General features: G+C 63.6%; 23 protein-coding genes and 2 tRNA genes. 17 read left to right on the forward strand and 8 right to left on the reverse strand.

What is annotated here, in order from left to right; genetic code table 11:
• Window positions 1-850: 850 nt before the first annotated feature.
• Together Q5Z11_RS05815 and Q5Z11_RS05820 are read right to left on the reverse strand one after the other, a co-directional pair.
• Entirely contained in the window at window positions 851-2,281 is a 1,431-nt protein-coding gene (locus tag Q5Z11_RS05815; RefSeq protein ID WP_345783905.1) for a site-specific integrase, read from the reverse strand.
• A gap of 82 nt (window positions 2,282-2,363) precedes the next feature.
• Window positions 2,364-2,456 (reverse strand) — tRNA-Ser (locus Q5Z11_RS05820).
• A 138-nt stretch (window positions 2,457-2,594) separates the two neighbouring features.
• Here Q5Z11_RS05820 and dnaX point away from each other — a divergent pair.
• From dnaX to Q5Z11_RS05840, 4 genes are all read left to right on the forward strand, one after another.
• Window positions 2,595-4,628 (forward strand): DNA polymerase III subunit gamma/tau, encoded by a 2,034-nt coding sequence (gene dnaX / locus Q5Z11_RS05825; RefSeq protein WP_303749109.1) that lies wholly within the window; start codon window positions 2,595-2,597, stop codon window positions 4,626-4,628.
• A 6-nt stretch (window positions 4,629-4,634) separates the two neighbouring features.
• Window positions 4,635-4,955 (forward strand): YbaB/EbfC family nucleoid-associated protein, encoded by a 321-nt coding sequence (locus Q5Z11_RS05830; RefSeq protein ID WP_057629296.1) that lies wholly within the window; start codon window positions 4,635-4,637, stop codon window positions 4,953-4,955.
• Window positions 4,956-5,062: 107 nt separating this feature from the next.
• Window positions 5,063-5,662: a recombination mediator RecR gene (gene recR / locus Q5Z11_RS05835; RefSeq protein WP_282270729.1), complete on the forward strand. Its 600-nt coding sequence runs from the start codon at window positions 5,063-5,065 to the stop codon at window positions 5,660-5,662.
• A gap of 50 nt (window positions 5,663-5,712) precedes the next feature.
• Window positions 5,713-6,060: a histidine triad nucleotide-binding protein gene (locus tag Q5Z11_RS05840; protein WP_296252765.1), complete on the forward strand. Its 348-nt coding sequence runs from the start codon at window positions 5,713-5,715 to the stop codon at window positions 6,058-6,060.
• Window positions 6,061-6,260: 200 nt separating this feature from the next.
• On the opposite strand, the gene Q5Z11_RS05845 is transcribed toward Q5Z11_RS05840, so the two are convergent.
• The 4 genes from Q5Z11_RS05845 to Q5Z11_RS05860 are packed head-to-tail and all read right to left on the reverse strand — an operon-like array spanning window position 6,261 to window position 10,618.
• Window positions 6,261-6,785, reverse strand: a complete 525-nt coding sequence (locus tag Q5Z11_RS05845) for a Slp family lipoprotein (RefSeq protein ID WP_303749110.1) — start codon at window positions 6,783-6,785, stop codon at window positions 6,261-6,263.
• Complete coding sequence (locus tag Q5Z11_RS05850) at window positions 6,782-8,737, reverse strand: transglutaminase TgpA family protein (RefSeq protein ID WP_303749111.1); 1,956 nt, start codon at window positions 8,735-8,737, stop codon at window positions 6,782-6,784. Before Q5Z11_RS05850 ends, Q5Z11_RS05845 begins: the two co-directional genes overlap by 4 nt.
• On the reverse strand, window positions 8,734-9,690 hold the full coding sequence (locus tag Q5Z11_RS05855) for a DUF58 domain-containing protein (RefSeq protein WP_303749112.1): 957 nt from the start codon (window positions 9,688-9,690) through the stop codon (window positions 8,734-8,736). Before Q5Z11_RS05855 ends, Q5Z11_RS05850 begins: the two co-directional genes overlap by 4 nt.
• Window position 9,691: 1 nt before the next feature.
• Complete coding sequence (locus tag Q5Z11_RS05860; protein WP_303749113.1) at window positions 9,692-10,618, reverse strand: AAA family ATPase; 927 nt, start codon at window positions 10,616-10,618, stop codon at window positions 9,692-9,694.
• 61 nt (window positions 10,619-10,679) lie between these two features.
• Between Q5Z11_RS05860 and Q5Z11_RS05865 the strand changes: the two genes are divergently transcribed.
• Window positions 10,680-12,521 (forward strand): ArnT family glycosyltransferase, encoded by a 1,842-nt coding sequence (locus Q5Z11_RS05865; RefSeq protein WP_303749982.1) that lies wholly within the window; start codon window positions 10,680-10,682, stop codon window positions 12,519-12,521.
• Between the two features lie 146 nt (window positions 12,522-12,667).
• Here the strand turns inward: Q5Z11_RS05865 and Q5Z11_RS05870 are convergent, their stop codons facing one another.
• Complete coding sequence (locus Q5Z11_RS05870) at window positions 12,668-13,240, reverse strand: Maf family protein (protein ID WP_303749114.1); 573 nt, start codon at window positions 13,238-13,240, stop codon at window positions 12,668-12,670.
• Window positions 13,241-13,354: 114 nt separating this feature from the next.
• Here Q5Z11_RS05870 and Q5Z11_RS05875 point away from each other — a divergent pair, with 114 nt between their 5' ends.
• The 12 genes from Q5Z11_RS05875 to Q5Z11_RS05930 all read left to right on the forward strand — a co-directional run bounded on the left by Q5Z11_RS05875 (window position 13,355) and on the right by Q5Z11_RS05930 (window position 23,583).
• A complete protein-coding gene (locus Q5Z11_RS05875) occupies window positions 13,355-13,861 on the forward strand; it encodes a YceD family protein (RefSeq protein ID WP_303749115.1) in 507 nt (168 codons plus the stop codon).
• Between the two features lie 108 nt (window positions 13,862-13,969).
• Complete coding sequence (gene rpmF / locus Q5Z11_RS05880) at window positions 13,970-14,167, forward strand: 50S ribosomal protein L32 (RefSeq protein ID WP_282270713.1); 198 nt, start codon at window positions 13,970-13,972, stop codon at window positions 14,165-14,167.
• A 91-nt stretch (window positions 14,168-14,258) separates the two neighbouring features.
• A complete protein-coding gene (locus Q5Z11_RS05885) occupies window positions 14,259-15,224 on the forward strand; it encodes a beta-ketoacyl-ACP synthase III (RefSeq protein ID WP_303749116.1) in 966 nt (321 codons plus the stop codon).
• 547 nt (window positions 15,225-15,771) lie between these two features.
• On the forward strand, window positions 15,772-16,716 hold the full coding sequence (gene fabD, locus Q5Z11_RS05890) for an ACP S-malonyltransferase (protein ID WP_303749117.1): 945 nt from the start codon (window positions 15,772-15,774) through the stop codon (window positions 16,714-16,716).
• Between the two features lie 85 nt (window positions 16,717-16,801).
• Window positions 16,802-17,545, forward strand: coding sequence for a 3-oxoacyl-ACP reductase FabG (fabG, locus tag Q5Z11_RS05895; RefSeq protein WP_303749118.1), 744 nt, complete (start codon window positions 16,802-16,804; stop codon window positions 17,543-17,545).
• A 151-nt stretch (window positions 17,546-17,696) separates the two neighbouring features.
• A complete protein-coding gene (gene acpP / locus Q5Z11_RS05900; protein ID WP_054659808.1) occupies window positions 17,697-17,936 on the forward strand; it encodes an acyl carrier protein in 240 nt (79 codons plus the stop codon).
• Between the two features lie 123 nt (window positions 17,937-18,059).
• Window positions 18,060-19,322: a beta-ketoacyl-ACP synthase II gene (gene fabF, locus Q5Z11_RS05905; protein ID WP_303749119.1), complete on the forward strand. Its 1,263-nt coding sequence runs from the start codon at window positions 18,060-18,062 to the stop codon at window positions 19,320-19,322.
• 295 nt (window positions 19,323-19,617) lie between these two features.
• Complete coding sequence (locus Q5Z11_RS05910) at window positions 19,618-20,970, forward strand: aminodeoxychorismate synthase component I (protein WP_303749120.1); 1,353 nt, start codon at window positions 19,618-19,620, stop codon at window positions 20,968-20,970.
• 72 nt (window positions 20,971-21,042) lie between these two features.
• Entirely contained in the window at window positions 21,043-22,101 is a 1,059-nt protein-coding gene (gene mltG / locus Q5Z11_RS05915) for an endolytic transglycosylase MltG (RefSeq protein ID WP_303749121.1), read from the forward strand.
• A 34-nt stretch (window positions 22,102-22,135) separates the two neighbouring features.
• Window positions 22,136-23,095, forward strand: coding sequence for a DNA polymerase III subunit delta' (locus Q5Z11_RS05920; RefSeq protein ID WP_303749122.1), 960 nt, complete (start codon window positions 22,136-22,138; stop codon window positions 23,093-23,095).
• A complete protein-coding gene (locus tag Q5Z11_RS05925; protein ID WP_303749123.1) occupies window positions 23,092-23,445 on the forward strand; it encodes a PilZ domain-containing protein in 354 nt (117 codons plus the stop codon). Before Q5Z11_RS05920 ends, Q5Z11_RS05925 begins: the two co-directional genes overlap by 4 nt.
• 63 nt (window positions 23,446-23,508) lie before the next feature.
• A tRNA-Val gene (locus tag Q5Z11_RS05930) sits at window positions 23,509-23,583 on the forward strand.
• A gap of 298 nt (window positions 23,584-23,881) precedes the next feature.
• On the opposite strand, the gene Q5Z11_RS05935 is transcribed toward Q5Z11_RS05930, so the two are convergent.
• A complete protein-coding gene (locus tag Q5Z11_RS05935) occupies window positions 23,882-24,427 on the reverse strand; it encodes a hypothetical protein (protein WP_303749124.1) in 546 nt (181 codons plus the stop codon).
• Window positions 24,428-24,686: the final 259 nt, after the last annotated feature.

The raw sequence follows: 24,686 nt of genomic DNA on the forward strand, positions 1-24,686 counted from the left end.
TGACATAGAGCGGTTTTGTTTTACTTTGAAGATATGGCCACGAGGTGTAACGAACCAAGTGGCGAGTACGGCAAAGAAAGATTTTGCGATACCCAAGCAGTGATTGCTCCTGACTTCAACGTAACAAGCAATCGAAAAAAATCAAGCCCAACTCGCTACAACGTCCGAAAATCGTAATGGTCTGTGCGGTGTCGAACATACGTCCCTCTCTGTGTAAGTGGTGAAAAACCCACGTGAAGAATCGCAGAGTCGTTCTCGGTCATAGACACTAGCAGTTCAATCTGCGAGCACGCGCTAGACGATGCTGTAGCGCTGTCAGAGAGATGGGCACAACGACTGTAGTTGTGTGGGGTGACCTGAGGCACGCTGCTGTAATGCGGTGAACACCCCAAGGCGGAATGAATTACATCATCCGCTAGAGCGCTGTAAGTCCAGCGTGATCATACCTCCGCACGGAAAACTATTTGTTTTTCCCTAGGGGCACTATTGCCCGCTTACTACGAGCAAAGCGAACGAGTTGCAGGGGCCGAAGGCAACCGAGGCAACGAGGAAGACGCGAAAGGGCGCCAGCCCGCAACGCGTCGGCGGTTGGGGAGCATCGCAAGATGCGGGGAAGGGGAACGCTCCCCTTCCCCAACATTGGCGCAAGCAATCCCAATGGGTTGGCATCTAGGCAAAACGTGCAATGCGTTCAAGGTCGTAGACCACAATGCTGTTCACCGTTGAACCCTACGCGGAAAAGCGAAACACCCCCTTCCGATAACGCCCCCTCAAAGGGGGCTATCGGGGCTGGGTGGAGATAACAGCATCAGCGGGGATGTGACCCCGCCGTTAACACCATCGCGATTTTTTAGGGATGCGTCAGTAGTGCCCGCAATTCTTTGGTTTTCAGCCCGTAGGTCACAGCCTTCATTCCTGCGGAATTGAAGTCTTCGGATTTCACTCCTGACATTTTTTCGCTTGGGGTGAAGTCGCGGGAATAGGTGTCGTGGTGTTCGTCGTCCAGTTCGTGCCCAACGATTTGCGCACGCAGTTCAGATGCTACGCCAACGCCCTGCATCTCTTGGATGAACGTTTTGCGCAGGGAGTGGAACCCGCGTTTGGATTTATCCCAGCCCTTTGTCTGGTCTTGCAGATAGCGCCCAAATGCTTTTGTAATCCAGTTGCCTGCGCCGTTCTTTACGCCGTCTTTCGCATTGGGAAAAACTCGCTTCGAGCCTTGCGCTTTCACTGTTTTGATGTAGTCGGCGAAGCCGAGCGCAAGTAGGTCGGGATGGACGGGGACGGCGCGAATTGATACATCGGTTTTCAGATGCTGGTGCTCGCCGTCATCGGTGAGGTTGAAGCACAGCACGCCGTTCACTTCTGCCACGTCTTTCAAATGCAGTTGCCCTACCTCGCTTACGCGCGCCCCCGTGTACAGGCCAATCACTACCGCCCAGCGGCTGGAAAGGGGCAAGGTCGCAAAATTGGCAGGGTCAAACAGTTGTTGCACCTGTTCGGCCGTGAATTCTTTGAAGCGAAATTTTCGGCGTTGGCGCTTCTCGCGTTTCTTGTAACTGACTTGTCCGACCGTTGGGCTCGTGCCCTCTGGGTAGTAGCCAGACGCCGAACACCACTCAAAAAAGTGTTTGAGGTAGGAGGACTTGTTGACGATGGTGGGCGTTGAAATATTGCCGTTGCGCAGATGCTGGAAGAAGTTAGCCACGTCGGGCCGGGCAATCTCCGGCAGTTTCGTGTCTGCGCCAACGTATGCGGTGAATTGCGTAATCGCCGTGCGTTTAATCGTATGCGTCTTAGGGATGGTTGCCGGCTCGATGGCGGTTAGCCAGAGTTCTTTTGCTTGGCCCAGTGTCAGCACCTTGGCAACGGTCGCCTTCGGAGGGATAGGGGCAACGGAAACGGGTGGAGCGTTGGACGTGGACAAATGGCCCACGGCCTCCAACGCTTCCATAAAGCGCCTGTGGTCTTCGGGGCCATCGGCCTGCATCTTGATGATGTTGCCGAACGGGTCGCGTTCCAGCGCCCAATCCGTGCGTTTGGCGCGCTGTGCACTTGCCAGCAATTCCTCCAACGTCTTGCTCATCCCTTGCCCTCCAAACAGTCGTCGGCATTGACTGTACAGAGAGAGCGCAGAGGTTTGCGCGGTCATCAGGTCGTTGGTGTGCAGACTGCGCTTGATGACCTTTCGGCCTAGCGTGTCTCGTAGGTGACGAGGCACCAGCAAGCGGAAGGTGTAGGCACCAGAGGGCGAGCGTGTCAGATAGTGAGGAATGCGCATCGGAAGTGTGTCCCGATTTGTGTCCCTGCGGATTTCTCTCTGCCAACAAAAAACCCCTGACGAATCAGGGGTTTATGTAATCTGGCGGAGAGAGGGGGATTCGAACCCCCGAAGCGCGGTTTAGACGCTTACACACTTTCCAGGCGTGCTCCTTCAACCACTCGGACACCTCTCCGGATCCTGCCGCGCTAATGCCTCGGCAGGGGCGTGGATTCTATAGGGACTGGCGGCCGTTCACAAGCACCCCCTGGGCGGGTGCTGGGGAATGGGTCGGCCATGGCACAATGGGGCTTCAGATGAAGACGGTTGCCTGATGTCCTATCTCGTCCTTGCCCGCAAGTGGCGTCCGAAGCGTTTTGCCGAGTTGGTGGGCCAGGAACACGTGGTCCGCGCGCTCAGCAATGCGCTCGACAGTGGCCGCGTCCACCACGCCTTTCTGTTCACCGGCACCCGGGGTGTCGGCAAGACCACCATTGCCCGCATCTTCGCCAAATCGCTGAACTGCGAGAACGGCACCAGTGCCGACCCCTGCGGTCAGTGCCGGGCCTGCCTGGACATTGATGCCGGCCGCTACATCGACCTGCTGGAAATCGATGCCGCGTCCAATACCGGCGTCGACGACGTCCGTGAGGTGATCGAGAACGCCCAGTACATGCCCTCGCGTGGGCAGTACAAGGTCTACCTGATCGACGAAGTGCACATGCTCTCCAAGGCGGCGTTCAATGCGCTGCTGAAGACGCTGGAAGAGCCGCCCGAGCACGTGAAGTTCCTGCTGGCCACCACTGATCCGCAGAAGCTGCCGGTCACGGTGCTCAGCCGCTGCCTGCAGTTCAACCTCAAGCGTCTGGATGAGGAGCAGATCCGTGGGCAGATGACCCGGATCATGACCGCCGAGCAGATCGAGTTCGACGACAGCGCGATCGTGCAGCTGGCACGCGCGGCCGATGGCTCGCTGCGTGACGGCTTGTCGCTGCTGGACCAATCCATCGCCTATGCCGGCGGCGCGCTGCGCGACGACGTGGTGCGCACCATGCTGGGCACGGTCGATCGCACTCAAGTCAGCGCCATGCTCGATGCCCTGGCCGATGGCGAAGGTGCACGCTTGCTGCAGGTGGTTGCCGGGCTGGCGGAGTTTTCGCCGGACTGGAGCGGGGTGCTGGATGCCCTGGCCGAAGGCCTGCACCGCATCCAGGTGCAGCAGCTGGTGCCGGGCACTGTTGTGCCGGGCGAGGGCGTTGACGCGATTGCGTTTGCCCAGCGTCTGCGCCCGGAAGTGGTGCAGCTCTGGTATCAGATGGCCCTTGGCGGCCGTCGCGACCTGCATCTGGCACCCAGCCCGCGTGCGGGCTTTGAAATGACTGTGCTGCGCATGCTGGCGTTCCGCCCTGCAGGCGCAGTACCGGCGACGCCAGAAGGCACCGCCTCCGGGACTGGCGCAGGTGTTGGCGGCAACACGCAAGCCGCACCAGCTGCTGCCGCAGCGTCGGCGCAAGCCGCCAAGCCGGTTGCAGCGCAGGCTGCACCAGTTGCAGTCGCGCCAGCGCCGGAATCCAAGCCCGAGCCTGTGCCCGAACCGGCAGCAATCGTGCCGCAGCAAGCCGCGCCTGCGCCGGTACCCGCAGCGCCCGCGCCTGAGCCCGTGCAAGCTCCGGTTGCAGCTACGGCCCCGGTTCAAGCCGCCAAGCCCGCAGCCGCCGACGAAGATCTCCCACCATGGGCGGTTGAGGCGGCTGAAGCGAATGCGCGCGATGAGGCAATGGCGGCCGAAATGGCCATGGGGGAAGCGCCCGAAGCCATTGAGATGCCCGTTGCAACACCGGTTGAGGCGCCGAAGCCGGTGCCTGTCGCTGCGCCGCAGCCGGTTCAGCAGGCCGAGCCAGTGCGTCCGACCGGCATCGCCATCGAGCCTGCAGCACCCGCTGAACCAGTTGCCCCGCCACCGTCGCAGGGCGGGCGCAGCTTGAACGACGCAGAACAATGGCTGGACCTGATCGACGACAGCGGCCTGAGTGGTCCGTCGCGCGAGCTGGCCGCCAATGCCGCCTTCGTCAGCTTCCAGCACGGTGTGCTGCGGCTGGCCTTGTTGCCGGGCTTTGAATACCTGCAGTCTGAGCGCGCCTTGAATGCCTTGGCGCAGGCGCTGTCACAGGCCTTGGGTAGCACGCCCAAGATCCTCATTGAGACTGGCAACGCCGAGGCTGAGACCTTGCACCAGCGCGCAGATCGTCAGCGCGGTGAACAGCAATCCGCGGCCGAAGCCGTGTTCATGGCCGACCCCCAGGTGCAGCAGCTGATACAGCAGGGTGCACGGGTCGTGGCCGATTCCATCCGTCCTTTCACAGAGTAAAAAACCATGCGCGGCAATATCGCCCAAATGATGCAGCAGGCCCAGAAGATGCAGGAAAACCTGCAGAAGGCCCAGGAAGAAATCGCCAAGTTGGAAGTCACCGGCAGCGCCGGCGGCGGCATGGTCAGCGTGACCCTGAGTGGCACCAAGGAGTGCCGCAAGGTGCGCATCGATCCGTCGGTGCTGAGCGATCCGGAAATGGCTGAAGACCTGATCGCAGCCGCGTTCAACGACGCCGCCAACAAGATCGACGCCGAATCGCAGAGCCGCATGGGCTCGGCCACCGCGGGCATGAAGCTGCCGCCGGGCATGAAGCTGCCGTTCTGATGTGGCCCGCGCCGGCTGGTCCGGCGCATGCACGTCCCCGCGCCGCGAAGCCTCCGGGCTTCGCGCGCTTGTTTTAGCGATACGCCTGCTGTGATGAGACCGTTGCGATGAGCCTGCCGCTGCTGGAACAACTGATCGAAGCCTTCCGCGTGCTGCCCGGCGTTGGCCAGAAGACGGCCCAGCGCATGGCCTACCACGTGCTTGAGCGTGCCCGTGACGGCGGCCAGCGTTTGTCGGAAGTGCTGGCCGAGGCCATCGAGAAAATCGGCCACTGCAAGCAATGCCGCGATTTCAGCGAAACCGAGCTGTGCCCGGTCTGTGCCAGCAGCAGCCGTGAGCGGCAGATGCTATGCGTGATCGAATCACCTGCTGATCGGCTGGCGATCGAGCATGCAACCAGCTACCGCGGTGTGTATTACGTGCTGCAGGGGCGCTTGTCACCGCTGGATGGCATCGGCCCGCGCGAGCTGGGCCTGGATCAGCTGGAGACGCGCTTGGCACAGGGCGAGGTCACCGAGTTGATCATCGCCACCAACTCCACTGTTGAAGGTGAGGCCACCGCGCATTACCTGGCGCAGCTGGCTCGTCGCAACAAGGTGCGTCCCAGCCGCCTGGCGCAGGGCCTGCCTCTGGGGGGCGAGCTGGAATACGTGGATCGCGGCACCTTGTCGCACGCCTTCGGCAGCCGCAGCGAAGTCGGCGAATAAGCCGCGCCGGGGTTGTAAGCTGTAGGTCGTTTACTGCAGCGAGCTCCCACATGACCGACACCATTTTCGGCAAGATCATCCGCCGCGAAATTCCCGCCGCCATCGTCTACGAAGACGATGAAGTGCTGGGCTTCAAGGACATCGCCCCGCAGGCGCCGGTGCATGTGCTTTTCATCCCGAAGAACGAGGTCATCCCGACCCTGGATGACCTGCAGCCGACGCAGGCGCATCTGATCGGCAAGCTGGCCTTGGCGGCTGCGGCGTACGCACGTCAGGAAGGCTTCGCCGAGAACGGCTACCGGATCGTGATGAACTGCCGGGAAGATGCCGGTCAGACCGTGTTCCACATCCACCTGCATTTGTTGGCAGGTGCGCCGTTGGGGCATTTCGGCGCGTGAGAAAGCTGCTTTTGTAGGAGCGGCGTTAGCCGCGAAGTCGGTAGCAACCAAGCAACTGCGAAGCCTGTTCGCGCGATCCAGCAGTTTCCGATTGCGCCATGTCGCTTGCGGCGGAGGGATCTGTGGCTTCGCGGCTTACGCCGCTCCTACAAAAAACACTCAAAAGAAAACGCCGCCCCTTGGGCGGCGTTTTCAGTTTGTTACCACCAACCGCGGTAACCCCAGCCCCAGCCGGGACCCCAACCCGGGCCCCACGGGCCGTACGGGTAGGCGGGCACTACTTCCACTTCGCGCTGTACCGGCCACAGGTAGACCACGTCGGCGGAAAGCTTGGGCAGCGGGTAATCGTATTCGCCGATCTTGGTGCTCTGGTAGCCATCGATGCGGCCGATGAAGGTCACGTCGCGGCCCGGCTCGAATACCGCCGGATCATAGAAGCCGCTGCGGCAGGCCAGGAAGCGGCCATCGCTGGCATCGCTGGATGTGGTGCTCGGGCGGCCACTGGCGTTGAGCGGGCGGGCCAGCATCTGGAAGCAGGTTTCGCCCTGGCCAGGGATGGTTTCGATGATGCGGCCGCCCCAGCGTACCGGCGCGCCGGTCTGCTTCTGCGCCACCGCGTCACGAGGCGAAACGGGGGTGAACTGTCCCTGTAGCGGCTTGGGCGCCGTGGCACAGGCAGCCAGCACCAGGCTGGCGGCGGCAACGAGGAGGATGCGGGTGTTCATGTTCGTACTCCGGGTTTCGGGCGGTGCCTGTGCAGGTCCGCCAATAATGAAACGACATCCGATCGGACGCCAGCGTAGCGCGCCTGAGTGAAACGCTGGCTGAGCGCCAGCAGGTCGCTGCCAGGTCGGGCCCGGTCGACGCGAATGGCCCAGTCGCTGGCGGTCTCGAAGGGCTCGCGGCCCAGCCCCAGCCGTTGATAACGACGGTCAAGGCGGTGCCAGGCGCGCAACAGCGGGTCGCGCTGGCGCTCGCCGCGGGCCAGCAGCCAGGCCATCAGGCCGATGGTGAGGACAGCAAAGCCGGCAAACAGGGCAACCAGCTGCGAGGGGCTCAGTTGCTTGATGCCGATGCCGCTGAGCAGACGCTGCTGGCGTTCTGCGTCGAAGGACAGCACGGCGGTGTTCCAGCCGCGGCGCAGGTAGTCGCTGTACTGCAGCAGGCTGCTCCAACGGCCGGACAGGTTGAGTCCGGCGCCGCCGTCGTTGTCACCGATGCGGTCTTCCAAGGTGTCGTAGATGCGTTCCGGGGCGACCGCCGCAGTGGGATCAACCCGCACCCAGCCGCGCTGCGGCAACCAGACTTCGGCCCAGGCATGCGCATCAAGCCGGCGCACCACCCAGTAGTTGCCGAAGCGGTTGCGCACGCCGCCGGCATAACCGGTGACAACACGTGCTGGAACGCCTGCGCCACGCATCAGCACCACGAAGGCGGCGCTGAAGTGCTCGCAGTAACCGGCCTTCTGGTCGAACAGGAATTCGTCGACGGAATGGCGGCCGGCCAGCGGCGTGTTCAAGGTGTAGGCGAATTCGCGGTGGATCCAGTCCAGGCTGCGCTGCACCAGCGCGGCGTCATCATTGCCGGCCTCGCTGCGCCATTGTCTGGACAGTGCCAGCGTACGCGGATTGAAGCCGTCCGGCAGCTGCAGGGTTTGCCGGCGCAGGCGGGCGGGCAGCTCGGACTGGAATGCAGCGGCAGGACTGGATTGCATGCGCCAGCGGGTCAGCGCGGTGAGGGGTTGCGGCGTGATCAGGCTGTAGTCGGCATCCAGCTGGCTGCCTGCTGGGGCTTGCAAGGGCAGGTCGAGTGCAACCAGCTCACGTCGATCGGTGGGCTCGTATTCGATCTGGTAATCCCAGCGCTGCGCGCTGTTGGTCACGCTGGGCATGCGCTCGGTGCGCTGGCTCTGCACGCGTGACCAGCGGCGGCCATCAAAGCGGGTGAGCACGGGGCCGCGCCAATAGCGTTGGTCCTGCGCAGGCACCGGGCCGAAGAACTCGACCCGCAAGGCCGGGCTGTCATCGGCCATCATCTCGCTCAAGCCGCCCGGCTGCATGGTGTCGGACAGACCGGGGCGCCCGACCGAGCGCTCCGGCGTGCCCCACATCGGCGTTGGCAGGCGCGGCACCAGCCAGAAGGCCGACAGCGCCAAGGGCAGCGCCAGCAGCATCAATCCACCGACCGTGCGCAGCTGCGCACGCGGTGGCAGATGGGTGATGCCCACGTCCTCATCGGCAACACGCTGCAAGGCGAGCAGCGCCGCAACCACGGCAGCGGCCGACATCAGCAAGGTGGTGGGGCCCTGATCGAGCAGGAAGGCGGCGAACGGGGCGAACAGGCCGAAGCCAATCAGGCTGCGCGCATCGCGCAAGGTGCGCAGTTCACTGGACTTGATCGCCAGCATTGCCGCCAACAGCGCGCAGCCACTGTCGCGGCCGGGATTGGCGCCCATCTGCCAGTAGATGCAGCCCAGCATCAAACCGATCCATAGCAGGCGCAGCAATAGCGGCATGCTGCGTCGCCATGACCACAGCGCCACCAGCAAGGTGGTGATGCCGAACAGCACCGCCAGCACGCCGGGCAGCTGCAGCAGCAAGGGCAGTAGCGACAGTGCAGTGACCAGGTTGATCCAGAGGCGGCTGCCGGCGCTCAGTGCGGGTGAGGGTGTCTTCATGCGTCTGGCATCAGCGCCAAGGCGCGCAGGCAGAGGTGGCGATGGCTATCGCCACTGGCTGGCCCCAGCGGTGGTTGCCCGGGCAGGCGCAGCTGGTAGCTGCGGCCTTCGCGTTCGGCATCATCCACCCAACGCGCAAGCCGTGAGATGCGGCGTTCGTGGGGCAGGGCATGCAGCTGCTGCCAGTCCAATACCAGCTCGGCACCGTAGGGGCGTTCGTACTCGCGCACCAGTAATTCGTCGCGCCGCGCCGAGTGCTTCCAGGCGATGCTGCGACGTGAGTCGCCGGTGCGGTAGGGGCGCATCTGCTGCAGTTCCTCGCCCTGCGGATGCACGCGCGTGCGGGTGGAAGCGCTGCCTGCATCCGGCAACGGCGGTGCATTGGCTTCCGGCGCGGGATAGACCAGCAGGGTCGAATCCGGCCAGAACCATGCCCAGGCGCGGACCAGGCCGAGCGGCTGGGTGGTCGCAACGCGGATGCGCCCTATATCCAGCCAACCGCGCCGAAGCGTTGGCAGCCACAGATCGGCTTCGGCCTGGCTGTCCTGTTCCAGATTGAGGTGGGTCCTGGATTGCTTGTAGTCCAGTTGCAGGGCGCGGCGCGGGCGGCGGTCGCCACGCGCCAGCGCCAGGCGCAGGCGGATGGGATTGCCCGCAGCTACCGGGTCGGCCGAAATGGCTTCCAGGCGCAGGCCGGATAGCTGCAGATGCGCCTGCACGGTGCTCGCCAGCGCGGTTGCGGCCAATACCAGCGCCAACAACAGCGCCGGATTGTTGTTGTAGTTCAAGGCGCCCAGCACCATCACCGCGAGCAGCGCGGCCAGGAACAGGCCGAAGCCGGTTGGCAGCACGTAGATGCGGCGCCGGTCCAGCTGCATCGGCAGTTGTTCCGGCTGCCGTGGGCGGGCCAGAAACTGCAGTGATTGCAGGCGCTGCCGCAACGCTGCCAGCACTTCAGTCCACCTGCACGCTGTGCAGGATGGTGCGGGCAAGCGTTGGACCGGAGGAGGCCTCCGCTTCGGCGACCAGGCGATGCCCGGCGACTGCGATGAACAAAGCTTGCACGTCTTCCGGAATCACATGGCGGCGACCCAGCAGCAGCGCATGTGCCTTGGCAGCGCGCAGCAAGGCGATACCGGCGCGCGGCGACAGGCCGACGCGCACGCCCGGATGCTGGCGGCTGCGGGTAAGCAGCGCCTGTACGTAATCGACCAATGCATCGCTGGCATGCACCTGGCTGACCGCGTCGCGCAGCATGCGGATGTCCTGCTCGGAAAGGCAGGGCGTAACCCGTGCGATGAGCTCGCGGCGGTCTTCCCCTGCCAGCAGGGCGCGCTCGGCCTCGGCATTGGGATAGCCCAGGGTCAGGCGCAGCAGGAAGCGATCCAGCTGTGAATCGGGCAGCGGGAAGGTGCCCGACATGTCGACCGGATTCTGGGTGGCGATCACAAAAAACGGATCCGGCAGCCGGTGAGTCACGCCATCCAACGTCACCTGCTGCTCGGCCATCGCCTCGAGCAGGGCGCTCTGCGTGCGCGGCGGCGCGCGATTGATTTCATCGGCCAGCAGCAGGTTGCAGAACACCGGGCCGGGATGGAACTGGAAGCTGCGGCTATGCGCTTCGTAGACCGAGATGCCGAGCACATCGGCAGGCAGCAGATCGGAGGTGAACTGCACGCGCTGGAACTGCAGGCCGAGGCTGGATGCCATCGCATGGGCCAGGGTGGTCTTGCCGAGGCCGGGCAGGTCTTCGATCAGCAGATGCCCGCCGGACAGCAGCGCGACAAAGGCCATGCGTACTTCCTGGGCCTTGCCCAGCAGTAGGGAATTGACCTGCTGTTGCGCTGCCGATAGGGACTGTAGTGTTACTTCGGTTAGCATTCCGGGCGGCGCCACTGTCATGGTCGTCTCGATTTTTGGTCTGAAGGAAGTGTACGTGGCAATCAGGGGTGAGCAACGCGCATACCTAACGTTCCTCGTGTTGTGGGTGCTGGTCACCACGACGAAAGTGCTGTTGGCTTCGCAATTGCCCCTTTTTGTGGACGAAGCGTTCTACTGGCAGGAAGGTCAGCATCTGGCCGCCGCCTATTCGGACCTGCCCGGCTTGACCGCATGGTTGACGCGGCTGGGTGTTGAAGTTGCTGGTAATCATCGTTTGGGTGTGCGCCTGCCGTTCCTGATCATGGGCGCGGCATTGCCGTGGATGGTTGCGGGTATCTGCAAGCGCTGGTTCGGCGTGCGCATGGGCTGGCGCGCGGGTTCGCTGGCCTTGTTGATGCCGTTGTCGGCGACGCTGGGCATCCTGGCGGTGCCGGATGTGCCGATGGCGATTGCCGCGCTGCTTTGCCTGGACGCTGGGGCGCGCCTGCTGCGTGGCGTGGGTGCTGGCGGTGCGCTGTTGCTGGCCGGCGGCTTGTTGATCGGCGCGCTGAGTCACTACCGTTTCATTGGCGTGATCGGCGTTGGTTTCATCGCGATGATGCTGTTGCCGGAAGGGCGCAGGGTGCTGCGCGATCCGCGTGTGTGGATTGCCTTGTCGGTAGGTGTTGCTGCGTGGCTGCCACTATTGGCCTGGAACCTGGACAACCAGGACGCTGGGCTCAAGTTCCAGGTAATCGAGCGCCATCCCTGGGCATTCCATTCGGAAGGCTTGCTGTTCCTGGTGATCCAGCCGCTGCTGGTGACTCCGCTGTTGTTCGCGGCGATGGTGGTGGTTGCGGGCAAGGGCCTGCGCAGCGTGCGGGGCGGATTCCATCACCTGCAATGGCGTTACTTCGCACTGGTCGGTGCGACTTCAACCTTGCTGATCTTCTTGCTTGGCTTCTTCACCGATGTGGAGCGGGTCAGCTTCCATTGGCCGCTGCCTGGCTACCTGGCGTTGCTGGTCTGCGTACCTGCACTGCTCAATCATTGGTCACGCGCCTGGCGGCGTGCCTTGTGGGTGCTGGCCTCGCTGGGGCTGGTGCTGGCCATGACTTACTACCTGTTCGCGGCCTCGCCCGCACTGCGTGAGCATTTGGCGGGCAGCAAGTACTACCCGCGCAACTTCGCCGGCTGGCAGCAGCTGGCAGAAGGCGTACGCGAAGAGCTCTCGGAGATGCCAGCCGATACCCAGTTGTTGGCGGGGAGCTTCAAGGTCGGCGCGGAGCTCGGTTTCCGTCTCGACAACCCTTCAATCAAGGTGCTGCCGCATGCGCTCAATGACCGCCATGGACGCACCGCGCAGCTGGCCTTGTGGAAGCTGATCAGCGACGGCAGCCGCTCCACGCCGGTGCTGCTGGTGCTGGCGCCGGGTGACCAGCGTTACCGCGATCTGCTTGATCGCTACCACAAGGTCTGCGAGCTGGTAGGGCCGTTGCCGCCGCCGAAAGTGATCTCGCTCGATCATGGTTTCCAGCGCTTCCTGTTGTTCCGCCTGCCGGCTGAAAAGCAGCAGGGGGCGTGCGTGACGCCGGCGATGGCGTGGGTGGAAACCCCGCTGGCTGGTCAGCTCGTGGATGGCACGCTGGACGTCACTGGCTGGGCGTTCAAGGACGGCGTTGGCCTGTCGCGTGTAGAGATGCTGCTCGATGGCCGCAGCGTGGGCGATGCCGTTTACGGGCGCGAATACGATGTGCGTCCGTCCTGGAAGATTTCCAACGATCCGCAGCATCCACGCACCGGCTTTGACGCACGCCTGGATACCTCGGGGCTGAAGCCTGGCACGCATTGGCTGGGCCTGCGCCTGCACGGCAACGACGGCAGCGTCGAAACCTGGGCCGAGCAGCCGTTCAAGACCAAATAGCACCGCTTACCGCTGGCGGCAGCTCGACAAGCCATGGCCCGGGTAAGCCCAGCGCACCCTGGGCTGTTGGCGGAGAACCTGAGTTACCGGTAGATCACTGGTTCCCGGGTGTACTGGGCTTACCCGGGCGATGGTGAAGCCACAGGCTAGGGCAGCTGATACCCGGCTTGTCGCAGCAGTTGGGAGGTCTTTATCAGCGGCAGGCCGATCAGGGCGGTGGGGTCGCTGTTGTCGATGGCCTCGAACAAGCTGATGCCCAGGCCTTCGCATTTGAAGCTGCCGGCGCAGTCCAGAGGCTGCTCGGCATCGATGTAGCGCTCGATCTCCGCCATCTGCAGGCTCCTGAAGCGCACGCGGGTGAGATCGGTGGCTTGCAGCTGCGCATCACCATCACTGAGGCACACGGCGGTATGGAACAGCACTTCATGGCCGGACATCGCCGCCAGCTGGGCGCAGGCCGCTTCACGGGTGCCGGGTTTGCCCAGCGGCTGCCCATTCAGCTCGGCCACCTGATCCGAGCCGATGGCCCAACTGCCGGGATGCTGACGGGCCACGGCAGCAGCTTTGGCGGCGGCAAGGCGGTGCGCCAGCGCAGCGGGCGGCTCGCCCGGAAGAGGGGTTTCGTCCACATCCGGAGCGGCTGAGCTGAACGAAATCCTGAGCCGGTTAAGCAACTCGGCGCGATATCGTGACGTGGAGGCGAGAATCAGGGGCTTCATGTGTAAAAATACGCAGCTCGGGACGGCCAGTCTGCTGCGCCACCCCCGGTCTGACAATGTTTCCGTCGCTTGGATTTGACAGCGGCGTGGCTACTCCTTAACATTCTGCAGCTTATGTCCGCGAACGTACCCGAATTGCTGGATGCTTGGCGGATGGTCATGGCGCGCAGGCGCTTTGATGGCCAGGTGCCTTTGTCCGAATTGACCCGCTTGCAGGGTCTGGTTGCCGATACTGAAGGCCAGTGCACGTATTCACTGGAGTTCGATCGAGACAGCATCTTGCAGGTGTCCTACGTCGATCTGACCATCGAGACCGAGCTGCCCTTGATCTGTCAGCGCACCATGCAGCGTTTCCTGCTGCCGGTGTCGATCAAGCAGCGCTTGGGCTTGATCAAGGACGAGGAAGAAGAATCTGCGCTTCCAGAGGAATACGAAGCGATGCTGGTGCCCGAAGACGGCAGCCTGCGTCCGCTGGACCTGGTGGAAGACGAGTTGGTGTTGGCGGTGCCGGTGGTAGCACTGGCACCTGGAAGCGAGGCAGTCGAACGTGACTTCACCGCGACCGAAGAAGAATTGAGCAAGGCCAATCCCTTTGCGGCATTGGCGGCGCTGAAGAAATAATTGTGGCCGGTAATCGTCGGCGGCTGCGGCGAAAGCGAGTAGTGCTGGACGCTGGCGTCCTGTGCAATTAAACGACGAAGCAAACGAAACCGAGTTTGGAGCAATCCCATGGCTGTGCAGAAATCCCGTGTTACCCCGTCCCGCCGCGGCATGCGTCGTGCCCACGACGCCCTGAGCGCAAAGCAGCTGTCCACCGATCCGACCACCGGTGAAGTGCACCTGCGTCACCACATCACTGCTGACGGTTTCTACCGCGGCAAGAAGGTGATCACGACCAAGTCGACCCTGGTCGTCGAAGAAGATTGATTTGTGACGGCTGCCGCCACCAGAGTGTGGCGGTTGTTGCACCGATTCTTCCGGGGCCGCCTACGGGCGGCTTCGCGCAATAGGAAACAGCATGAGCAAGCGGATCTACTCGAGGATCGCGGGCACTGGTAGTTATTTGCCCGAGAAAGTGTTGACCAACGATGATCTGACCAAGATCGTCGAGACGACCAACGAGTGGATCGAGTCGCGCACGGGTATCCGTGAGCGGCACATCGCTGCCGAAGACGAGACCACCAGTGACCTGGGCTACCACGCCGCCGTGCGCGCGCTGGAAGCAGCAGGCATCGAGGCCTCGCAGCTGGACATGATCATCGTGGGTACGACCACGCCGGATCTGATCTTCCCGTCTACCGCTTGCTTGATCCAGGCCCGCCTTGGCGCGACCGGCTCGGCGGCGTTTGACGTCAATGCAGCATGTTCGGGCTTCATCTTCGCCCTGAGCGTGGCTGACAAATTCATTCGCAGCGGTGATGCCAAGCACGTCCTGGTCATCGGTGCGGAAACCCTGACCCGTATCGTTGACTGGACCGACCGCACCACCTGCGTGTTGTTCGGCGATGGCGCGGGGGCCGTCGTGCTCAAGGCCGACGAAGACACCGGCATTCTCAGCACCCATCTGCATGCCGACGGCAGCAAGAAGGAGTTGCTGTGGGATCCGGTTGGCGTCTCGGTCGGCTTCGACAAGCCGGGCAAGATCAACATGAAGGGCAACGACGTGTTCAAGTACGCCGTCAAGGCGCTGGACTCGGTTGTTGATGAGACCCTGCAGGCCAACGGCCTGGACAAGTCCGACCTGGATTGGCTGATCCCGCACCAGGCCAACCTGCGCATCATCGAAGCCACGGCCAAGCGCCTGGAAATGCCGATGGATCGCGTGGTGGTCACCGTCGACAAGCACGGCAACACCTCGTCGGGCTCGGTGCCGCTGGCATTGGACGCCGCGATCCGTTCGGGTCGTGTCGAGCGTGGCCAGTTGCTGCTGCTGGAAGCCTTCGGTGGCGGTTTCACCTGGGGCTCGGCGCTGCTGCGCTACTAAGCGTCTCCTGCAATACGTACACCGCACGGGCAGCCAATGGCTGCCCGTTGTCGTTGGTGCCACCTGTATGCCGAGCATGGCTCGGCATTGCGCTCCCTCCCTTTGCCGCAGGCAAGAGGAGGGTTGGGGAGGGGGCTTTGCGCTTCGCGGCTTACGCCGCTCCTACAGCGCAAAACCAGCCCGTAGTGCCGAGCCATGCTCGGCAGAGGCTTTACCGATAACGCCCCTGCCGAGCATGGCTCGGCACTACAGGTATACCTGCATCTGCGCGAGCACGTGCATGGCTCCCTACCTTTGCCGCAGGCAAGGGGAGGGTTGGGGAGGGTTGGGGAGGGGTGCTTTGCCGCCGTTGACGTCGCAGTGGCTTCGCGGCTTACGCCGCTCCTACAAAGAAAAGCCCGCATGCGCGCTAAGGGTTTACTGGTAACGCCCCTGCCGAGCATGGCTCGGCACTACAGGGCGGTGCTGCTGCATACGCGCCAGTACAGACGGGCGGGCGCTTTCGCGCTTATTATTCCGGCCTTCGATTGAAGCAGCAGAAGACCGCGTGACTGACTCCCGACTCGCTTTCGTATTCCCCGGCCAGGGCTCGCAATCCATTGGGATGTTGGCCGAACTGGCTGAATTGCATCCGCAGATCCGTGAAACCTTTGCCGAGGCCTCCGAAGGCGCGGGCGTCGATCTGTGGGCCTTGTCGCAGGGCGGCCCGGAAGAGCAGCTCAATCGCACCGAATTCACCCAGCCGGCGCTGCTGGCCGCCAGCATCGCCGTATGGCGCCTGTGGAATGCACAGGGCGGCGCACAGCCGGCGGTTCTGGCTGGTCACAGCCTTGGCGAGTACACCGCGCTGGTCGCTGCCGGCGCGCTGACGCTGCACGACGGCGCACATCTGGTGCGCCTGCGTGGCCAGCTGATGCAGGACGCCGCCCCGACCGGCGTTGGCGCAATGGCCGCCGTGCTCGGCGCCGAAGACGCGCTGGTGCTGGACGTCTGCGCCGAGGCTGCTGGCAGCCAGGTCGTCGTCCCAGCCAATTTCAATTCGCCCGGTCAGATCGTGATCGGCGGCGACGCTGCCGCGGTCGACCGCGCCCTCGCGCTGTTGGCCGAGAAGGGCGTGCGCAAGGCGGTGAAGCTGGCCGTCAGCGTGCCGTCGCACACGCCGCTGATGCGCGAAGCCGCCAATCGCCTGGAAGCCGTGATGAACGGCCTGGCGTGGCAGCAGCCGGCCTTGCCGGTGGTGCAGAACGTGGATGCACAGGTGCATGACGGCGTGGACGCCATCCGTCAGGCGCTGGTGCAGCAGCTGTACCAGCCGGTGCAGTGGACCGGTTGCGTGCAGGCGCTGGCCGCACGTGGTGTCAGCCGCGTCGCCGAATGCGGCCCGGGCAAGGTGCTGACCGGTCTGGTCAAGCGCATCGACAAGAACATCGAAGGCCGTTCGCTCGCCACCCCGGCAGACTTTGCCGGTGCGCTGGAAGAGTGGGCCAACTGAGCAAGCGATCGCCGCGCGGGCGTAGCCTGCGCATGGTCATGATGGGCGCTGCGCGTGCGCGGTGCCATGCATACAAGGAACAGATATGAGCAAGCCATTGCAGGGTGAAATCGCGCTGGTAACCGGCGCAAGCCGCGGTATCGGTGCTGCCATTGCCGACGAACTGGCCGCGCTCGGCGCGACCGTCATCGGCACCGCCACCACCGACAACGGCGCCGCCGCCATCGGTACGCGTCTGGCCGCAGTTGGCGGCCACGGCCGCGCACTGAACGTGACCGAGCCGGGCGCGGTGGATGCGCTGATCGACGCGGTGAGCAAGGAATTCGGTGCCATCAGCATCCTGGTCAACAACGCCGGCATCACCCGCGACAACCTGCTGATGCGTATGAAGGACGAGGACTGGCAGGCCATCCTCGACACCAACCTGACCAGCGTTTACCGCACCTCCAAGGCGGTGATGCGCGGCATGATGAAGGCGCGCAAGGGCCGCATCATCAACATCGCTTCCGTCATCGGTGTCACCGGCAATGCCGGCCAGGCCAACTATGCGGCCGCCAAGGCTGGCATCATTGCGTTCTCCAAGTCGCTGGCCAAGGAAATCGGCAGCCGCGGCGTGACCGTCAACGTGGTCGCACCGGGCTTCATCGACACGGACATGACCAAGGATCTGCCCGAGGACGCCAAGTCGGCGATGCTCGGCCAGGTCGCGCTGGGCCGCCTCGGCGAGCCCGCAGACATCGCCAAGGCGGTGGCGTTCCTGGCCGGTCCGTCGGCCAGTTACATCACCGGCGAAACCCTTCACGTGAACGGCGGTTTGTACATGCCGTAAGCGTGGCGTGCAGGGAATGCACCCAAGTGGTTGATTGTCGCGGCTTTTTTGTTCAGAAACACCGCCGCTACGGTTTCCACTACACTATCCCACGGCCAGCCCTGGGGGCTGGCGTCTTTTGAACCACTACTCCATCTGGAGCGATATCCTAATGAGCACCATCGAAGAACGCGTCAAGAAGATTGTTGTTGAGCAGCTTGGCGTCAAGGAAGAAGAAGTCACCACCAGCGCATCGTTCGTCGATGACCTGGGCGCAGACTCGCTGGACACCGTCGAGCTGGTGATGGCGCTGGAAGAAGAGTTCGAGTGCGAAATCCCGGACGAAGAAGCTGAGAAGATCGGCACCGTCCAGGCTGCCATCGACTACGTCAAGGCACACGTCAAGGCCTGATCCAGGTCTGACAAGGCGCGGTCGGCAAGCCTGTCTGCCGCGTTGCAAACCCATGGGGCCGCTGATGCGGCCCCGTGCTTTTAAGCTTGAATCTCCCCGCGTGCGGGGCCAGGAGAATCCGCAATGAGTCGTCGCGTAGTTGTTACCGGCATGGGCATGGTGTCGCCGCTGGGCAATGATCTGGCCAGCAGCTGGGAAGGCATCATCAACGGCCGTTCGGGCATCGGCCCGCTGACGAATGTTGCAGATAACTATCTGGAACGTTTCACCACCAAAATTGCAGGTGAGGTCAGGGATTTCGACATCACCGCCGACAACCCCTTGTTCGGCAAGTATCGGGTCAGTGGCAAGGATGCCAAGAAGATGGACCCGTTCATCCATTACGGCCTGGGTGCCGCCTTCATGGCGCTGCACGACTCCGGCCTGGAAATCACCGACGCCAACGCTGAGCGCATTGGCGCCATCGTCGGTGCCGGCATCGGCGGCCTGCTCGGCATCGAAGAGCAGACCATCGAGTTCCACGAAGGCAAGAAGATCTCGCCGTTCTACGTGCCCAAGACCATCATCAACATGTTGCCGGGCCAGCTGAGCATCATCGCCGGGCTGAAGGGTCCGTCGTTCTCGGCAGTGTCGGCCTGCGCCACGTCCAACCATTCCATCGGAACGGCGATGCGCATGATCCAGTACGGCGACGCCGACGTGATGGTCGCCGGTGGCGCCGAGCGTGGCTCCTCGCCGACCGCACTGGGCGGCTTCTGCGCGATGAAGGCCATGTCCACCCGCAACGACGACCCGACCAAGGCCTCGCGTCCGTGGGACCAGGGCCGTGACGGCTTCGTACTGGGCGACGGTGCCGGCATCCTGATCCTGGAAGAGTACGAGCACGCCAAGGCGCGCGGCGCCAAGATCTACTGCGAGCTGGCTGGCTTCGGCGCAAGCTCCGACGCGTACCACATGACCGCCCCGAGCGAGAACGGCGAAGGCGCCGCCCGCTGCATGGTTGCGGCGATGAAGGACGCAGGCGTCACCCCGGAGCAGGTGGGCTACCTAAACGCACACGGCACCTCGACGCCGCTGGGCGACCTGGGCGAGACCATGGCGATGAAGACCGCCTTCGGCGAGCACGCCTACAAGATGCTGGTCAGCTCGACCAAGTCGATGACCGGCCACCTGCTGGGTGCAGCGGGCGGCGTGGAAGCGATCTTCTCGGTGATGGCGCTGAACACTGGCATCATCCCGCCGACGATCAACCTGGAAAACCCGAGCGAAGGCTGCGACCTGGACTACGTGCCGAACGTGGCCCGCAAGGCCGACGTGGACGTGGTGATGTCGAACGGCTTCGGCTTCGGCGGCACCAACGGCACGCTGGTGTTCAAGCGGATTTAAAGCGGCGTTTCGGCTTTGCTTGAGGCTTGCGCTTCCAGCATTGCTTGTAGCTCCCGCTCGTCGCTTTGCTTGAAGCTCCCGCTCGTCGCTTTGCTTGAAGCTTTTGGCTGTTGCTTTGCTCAAGGCTTTGCTCAAAGCCCCTCTCCCGCAAGCGGGAGAGGGGTTGGGGTGAGGGCAGCTTTAACGCTCCAAAAGCTTTAATAGCTTTAAAAGCTCCCCTCATCCGCCCTTCGGGCACCTTCTCCCGCAGGCGGGAGAAGGGAACAGCCTGCATTTCTGACATTTCGGGCCCACGATGCACATCCTCCCCCTGCACGCCGACACCGACCTGCTGGCGCTGCATCGGCTCGCACCGCATCGCTATCCGGTCCTGCTTGAATCCACCGCCGCCGGCAAGCTCGGCCAGTGGGACATGCTGCTGATCGCCAACGGCAGCCAACTCCTGCTCAACCCCGACGGCAGCTTGCAACGCGAAGACGGCAGCCCAGCCGAAGGCGACTTCCTCTCCGCACTCGATCGCGACTGGCAATCCCTGCGCCAAGCCCGCAACCCGATGGAAGCGGACATCCCGTTCCGTGGCGGCTGGGCCCTGCTGCTCGATTACGAACTGGCCCAGCAGATCGAACCCATCCTGCAGCTGCCACAACGCAGTGACGGCCTGCCAACCGCGATCGCACTACGCTGCCCAGCAGCGGTACTGCGCGAGCGCGACAGCGGCCGCTGCATCGCCATCGCCGAAGACGACGCAGCAGACCTGCTCAGCCAGCTCCAGCACGATCAAAGCGAAGCCGCACAGCTGCCAGCCTTGCCGCAGTGGAACGGCCCCAGCGCCATCAACGAAGACGCAGGCGAGCGCTTCACCGATGGCGTGCACAAGGTCATCGACTACCTGCATGCAGGCGACGTCTTCCAGGTAAACCTGTCGCGCCGCTGGCAGGCGCAGTTCGACGCGCCGCTCGCACCCGAAGCGCTGTACGCGCGCCTGCGCACCGCAAACCCCGCACCCTTCGCTGGCCTGTTCACGGCCGCCGGCCGCGCCGTGGTCAGCTCCTCGCCGGAGCGTCTGGTCTCGGTCAGCGGCGATGTGGTGCAGACCCGCCCGATTGCTGGCACCCGCCCGCGCTTTGCAGGCGACGACGATGCCGCCCGAATCCAGGAACTGGTCGGCCATCCCAAGGAGCGCGCCGAGCACGTGATGCTGATCGACCTGGAGCGCAACGACCTCGGCCGCATCGCCGCACCCGGCAGCGTCGAGGTCGATGAACTGATGATCGTGGAGAGCTACGCCCACGTGCATCACATCGTCAGCAACGTGCGCGCACGCCTGCGCCCGGAAGTCACCCCGGGCGAAGTGATCGCGGCCACGTTCCCTGGCGGCACCATCACCGGCTGCCCCAAGGTGCGCTGTATGGAGATCATCGCCGAGCTGGAACAGACCGCCCGTGGTGCCTATACCGGCGCCTTCGGCTGGCTGAACCGCGATGGCGACATGGACCTGAACATCCTGATCCGCACCGCGGAAGTGCAGGGCAGCACCGCCAGCTTCCGTACCGGTGCCGGCATCGTGGTGGATTCGGTGGCTGATAAGGAATTGGACGAAACCCGGGCCAAGGCGCGCGGGCTATTGCGTGCGCTCGATCCACAATGATGAACGCCGTTTTGGCTGGCGTTGCCGCCAGCGCGGTATCCTGCGCATCCACTATTTGAAGACGGGGTGACCATGGCGGGTGCCAAGCGCGGATGTCTGTTGGTGCTGGCGGTGTTGTTGCTGCTGGTCGCCTTGGCAGGCGCAGGTGCGGCCTGGTTGTGGCAGCGGCAGGGCAGCTTTGCCGATGCGCCGCTGACCCCGTCCGAGCAGAGCGTCAGCATCGCCTCCGGTGATTCGCTCAACAGCGTGCTGCGCAAGCTGCGCGCGGCCGGCGTCGACGAAGGTGACGACCTGCAATGGCAGCTGCTGGCCCGCCAGCTCGACGCCGCCGGCAAGCTGAAGATCGGCGAATACGCACTCGACCCGGCACTCACGCCGCGCCAGCTGCTGTTGAACATGCGCCAGGGCAAGGTGCTGCAATACCGCGTCACCATCGTCGAAGGCTGGAACATCCGCCAGCTGCGTGCTGCCCTGGCGCGTGCGCAGCCGCTGCAGCACGAAACGACCGACCTGTCCGACACCGAGCTGATGGCCAAGATCGGCTTTGCCGACCAGCACCCGGAAGGCCGCTTCCTGCCGGAAACCTACATCTACCAGCGCGGCGACAGCGACGTGGACGTGCTCGAGCGCGCCCATGCTGCGATGGAGAAGGAACTGGATGCCGCCTGGGCCGAGCGCAGCGACGATCTGCCGCTGAAGTCGCCTTACGAGCTGCTGATCCTCGCCTCGATCATCGAGAAGGAAACCGGCCTGGCCAGTGAGCGCCCGCAGATTGCCGGTGTGTTCGCGCGGCGCCTGAAGATGGGCATGCGCCTGCAGACCGACCCGACCGTGATCTACGGCATCGGCAGCGCCTACGACGGCAATATCCGCAAGGTGCACCTGACCACCGACACGCCGTACAACACCTATACCCGCGCCGGCCTCACGCCGACGCCGATCGCCATGCCAGGCCGCGACGCGCTGCATGCCGCCGCCAAGCCGGCACCGGGCGATGCGCTGTACTTCGTCGCCGTCGGCGATGGCAGCGGCGCGCATGTGTTCTCCGCGTCCTATACCGATCACAACAGCGCCGTCGCCGAGTATTTGAAGCGGCTGCGTGCGAAGCGCAGCGAGGCGGCGGCGCAATGAGCGGCATGACTCGAATGATCTACAGGACGTCCCGATGAGCGAAGCACTGGCCCCTTGGCAGCAGCGCGTCTATGACCAGACCGTGGCTGCACTGGACGTGGGCCGGCTCGGCCATGGCTTGCTGCTGTGCGGCCCGGCCGGCATGGGCAAGCGTGCGGTGGCGATGCGGCTGGCCGCGCATGTGCTCAACCACGGCGAGGACGCGGCGGCACGCCAGCGCAACGCGCAGTTGATCGCCGCCGGCACCCACCCGGACCTGCAGTTCACCAGCTTCATCCCCAACAAGACCGGCGACAAGCTCCGCACCGAGATCGTCATCGAACAGGTGCGCGAGATCTCGCAGAAGCTGGCGTTGACCCCGCATTACGGCGTGGCCCAGGTGGTCATCGTCGATCCGGCCGACGCCATCAACCGCGCCGCCTGCAATGCGTTGTTGAAGACGCTGGAAGAGCCATCGCCGGGCCGCTACCTGTGGCTGCTCAGTGCCGACCCGGCGCGCCTGCCGCAGACCATCCGCAGCCGCTGCCAGCGCCTCGAGTTCCGCATGCCGCCGCGTGAGGAAGCCATGGCCTGGCTGCAGTCGCGTGGCTATACCGAAGGCGTAGCGCGTGAAGCACTGGACGCCACCCGCGGCCACCCGGCATTGGCCGACCAGTGGCTGCAGGGTGAGGGCATGGCCCTGCGCCGGCAGGTGGCCAGCGAGCTGGAGCAGCTGCTGGCCGGCAAGCTGGGCAGCGTCGAGCTGGCCCAGCGCTGGACCGGCGACGACAACGCCGACCTGCGCCTGCGCCATGCCGCCGACCTGGCACTGAAGAAAGCGGCCGACGGCTTGACCGATCCGGCCCGATTGAACAAGCTGGCTGCCTGGTTTGACGCCGCCAATCGCACCCGCGACCTGCTGCGCACCACCATCCGCGCCGACCTGGCCGTGGTGGAGCTGCTGCTGGCATGGGGCGCGGCCAACCAAGTGCAATCCAAGGGGACTATTCGATGAGTGCGACGAACGCCCGCCAGGGCATCCTTTCGCTGGCGGTAAAGGACAAGGCAGCGCTGTACGGCGCCTACATGCCGTTCGTGAAGAACGGTGGCGTCTTCGTGCCCACGCCCAAGCGCTACTTCCTCGGCGACGAGGTGTTCCTGCTGCTGACCCTGCCGGACTCCAGCGAGCGCCTTCCGGTCGCCGGCAAGGTGGTCTGGGTCACCCCGCTGGGCGCACAGGGCAACCGCCAGGCCGGCATCGGCGTGCAGCTGGCTGACGGCGTCGACGGCGAGGCCATCCGCAACAAGATCGAGACCCTGCTGGCTGGCACATCCAGCTCGGACAAGCCCACGCAGACGATGTGAAATCGTGTGAAGAAAGATGTTGACGTGTTCGCTCAGCCCCCTATAATGAGCGGCCCGCAACACGGGCGGTTAGCTCAGCGGTAGAGCATTGCCTTCACACGGCAAGGGTCACAGGTTCGATCCCTGTACCGCCCACCATCAAAATTTGAGTGTTGCAGACAAAACCGGCGAAAGCCGGTTTTTTCGTAAGCGCAGTACGCAATTCCTTGCTGGTGCCTGAGGAAACATGCGCGGGTTGCCAGATTTGTCGGACATAACTTCGCAAGAAGTCCGATGATCCGACGTGGTTTCCTTGGAATGCTCGGTGGGATAGTCCTGCGTCGCAGGACTTGGTTGGTTGCGCCGGGACTTATCGCCCTGCTGGCGGGCAGCGGAGGATGGCCGGGTTGCGGGAGGCGGCCGGGACGAATCGAAGGGTGGAAGCATGATTCAGCACCTACGAGTAGTCGCCGACATGACCGGTGAACATGATGTCGATCTTGTCCAAACACTGGCTGGAAGCCGTTTGTGCTGCCATCAGGCGCTCATAGAACTTCCTGTAGGATCTGACTCGAGCGTGGTCGGCCTCGGTTTCTGCTAGTTCCCTAGCCCGATAGATGTTGAAGACCACGGCGCTGGCCTTCTCTCTTGCATCGCCAAGCGATCTAAGGCTGCCGGAAAGGATGTCTACCGATTTGTGGTTGATCAACTGCTGCGCGAGCGGGCCAATCGGCCCAGACTCGCCACCGAAACTCACTGGCGATTCTTCCCTGAGTATTGTGGCAATCAATCGACCGATGTCTTGCACATGGGGGAGCATCTGGGCAGCGGCTGCGACGCTATTGGCATGATCGTCAGCCGTCTTTTGCTTTTTTGTTGATCGCGACTGAAGCGCTGGGACAAGCAGCGCGACAACAATGGCGACGACGGAAGCAACGGCTTGAAACCAAGCAGCCTGCACTTCGGGTTTGAGTGCGCACCAACCAACAAGTTCACAGTCCATGTAGTTCCCCCTATTCAGTGGGGCAAGCATGAAGCGCGGAAACTAAATCAGCAATGCTGTGTAAGCCGCCGACGGCCATGTATGCGTTGTGCTAACCGGGCCAAGCTACGGGATCAGGTTGGCTTTTGTTGGTGTCGCTTCTTATCGTGTTGGCGCTGAAGTTGGGGGCGTATCAGTGAATGCCCCTTTTGCTGCTCCCGGGCACAGTCTGATTTCTTCCGCACCTATCTCAGTAAGTGTGGGCAGCTAGTCGGATTCG

The organism is Stenotrophomonas sp. 610A2, from assembly GCF_030549615.1.
GTDB classification, from domain to species: domain Bacteria; phylum Pseudomonadota; class Gammaproteobacteria; order Xanthomonadales; family Xanthomonadaceae; genus Stenotrophomonas; species Stenotrophomonas pigmentata.

Excerpts from the sequence above, each read along its gene's own strand:
- Q5Z11_RS05925 (WP_303749123.1), top strand. The coding sequence starts at position 23,092 with ATGAGTGCGACGAACGCCCGCCAGGGCATCCTTTCGCTGGCGGTAAAG.
- rpmF (WP_282270713.1), top strand. The coding sequence starts at position 13,970 with ATGGCTGTGCAGAAATCCCGTGTTACCCCGTCCCGCCGCGGCATGCGT.
- Q5Z11_RS05885 (WP_303749116.1), top strand. The coding sequence starts at position 14,259 with ATGAGCAAGCGGATCTACTCGAGGATCGCGGGCACTGGTAGTTATTTG.
- fabG (WP_303749118.1), top strand. The coding sequence starts at position 16,802 with ATGAGCAAGCCATTGCAGGGTGAAATCGCGCTGGTAACCGGCGCAAGC.
- Q5Z11_RS05920 (WP_303749122.1), top strand. The coding sequence starts at position 22,136 with ATGAGCGAAGCACTGGCCCCTTGGCAGCAGCGCGTCTATGACCAGACC.
- mltG (WP_303749121.1), top strand. The coding sequence starts at position 21,043 with ATGGCGGGTGCCAAGCGCGGATGTCTGTTGGTGCTGGCGGTGTTGTTG.
- Q5Z11_RS05910 (WP_303749120.1), top strand. The coding sequence starts at position 19,618 with ATGCACATCCTCCCCCTGCACGCCGACACCGACCTGCTGGCGCTGCAT.
- Q5Z11_RS05815 (WP_345783905.1), bottom strand. The coding sequence starts at position 2,281 with ATGCGCATTCCTCACTATCTGACACGCTCGCCCTCTGGTGCCTACACC.
- Q5Z11_RS05850 (WP_303749111.1), bottom strand. The coding sequence starts at position 8,737 with ATGAAGACACCCTCACCCGCACTGAGCGCCGGCAGCCGCCTCTGGATC.
- Q5Z11_RS05870 (WP_303749114.1), bottom strand. The coding sequence starts at position 13,240 with ATGAAGCCCCTGATTCTCGCCTCCACGTCACGATATCGCGCCGAGTTG.
- fabF (WP_303749119.1), top strand. The coding sequence starts at position 18,060 with ATGAGTCGTCGCGTAGTTGTTACCGGCATGGGCATGGTGTCGCCGCTG.
- recR (WP_282270729.1), top strand. The coding sequence starts at position 5,063 with ATGAGCCTGCCGCTGCTGGAACAACTGATCGAAGCCTTCCGCGTGCTG.
- Q5Z11_RS05860 (WP_303749113.1), bottom strand. The coding sequence starts at position 10,618 with ATGCTAACCGAAGTAACACTACAGTCCCTATCGGCAGCGCAACAGCAG.
- Q5Z11_RS05875 (WP_303749115.1), top strand. The coding sequence starts at position 13,355 with ATGTCCGCGAACGTACCCGAATTGCTGGATGCTTGGCGGATGGTCATG.
- dnaX (WP_303749109.1), top strand. The coding sequence starts at position 2,595 with ATGTCCTATCTCGTCCTTGCCCGCAAGTGGCGTCCGAAGCGTTTTGCC.
- Q5Z11_RS05935 (WP_303749124.1), bottom strand. The coding sequence starts at position 24,427 with ATGGACTGTGAACTTGTTGGTTGGTGCGCACTCAAACCCGAAGTGCAG.
- Q5Z11_RS05830 (WP_057629296.1), top strand. The coding sequence starts at position 4,635 with ATGCGCGGCAATATCGCCCAAATGATGCAGCAGGCCCAGAAGATGCAG.
- acpP (WP_054659808.1), top strand. The coding sequence starts at position 17,697 with ATGAGCACCATCGAAGAACGCGTCAAGAAGATTGTTGTTGAGCAGCTT.
- Q5Z11_RS05840 (WP_296252765.1), top strand. The coding sequence starts at position 5,713 with ATGACCGACACCATTTTCGGCAAGATCATCCGCCGCGAAATTCCCGCC.
- Q5Z11_RS05845 (WP_303749110.1), bottom strand. The coding sequence starts at position 6,785 with ATGAACACCCGCATCCTCCTCGTTGCCGCCGCCAGCCTGGTGCTGGCT.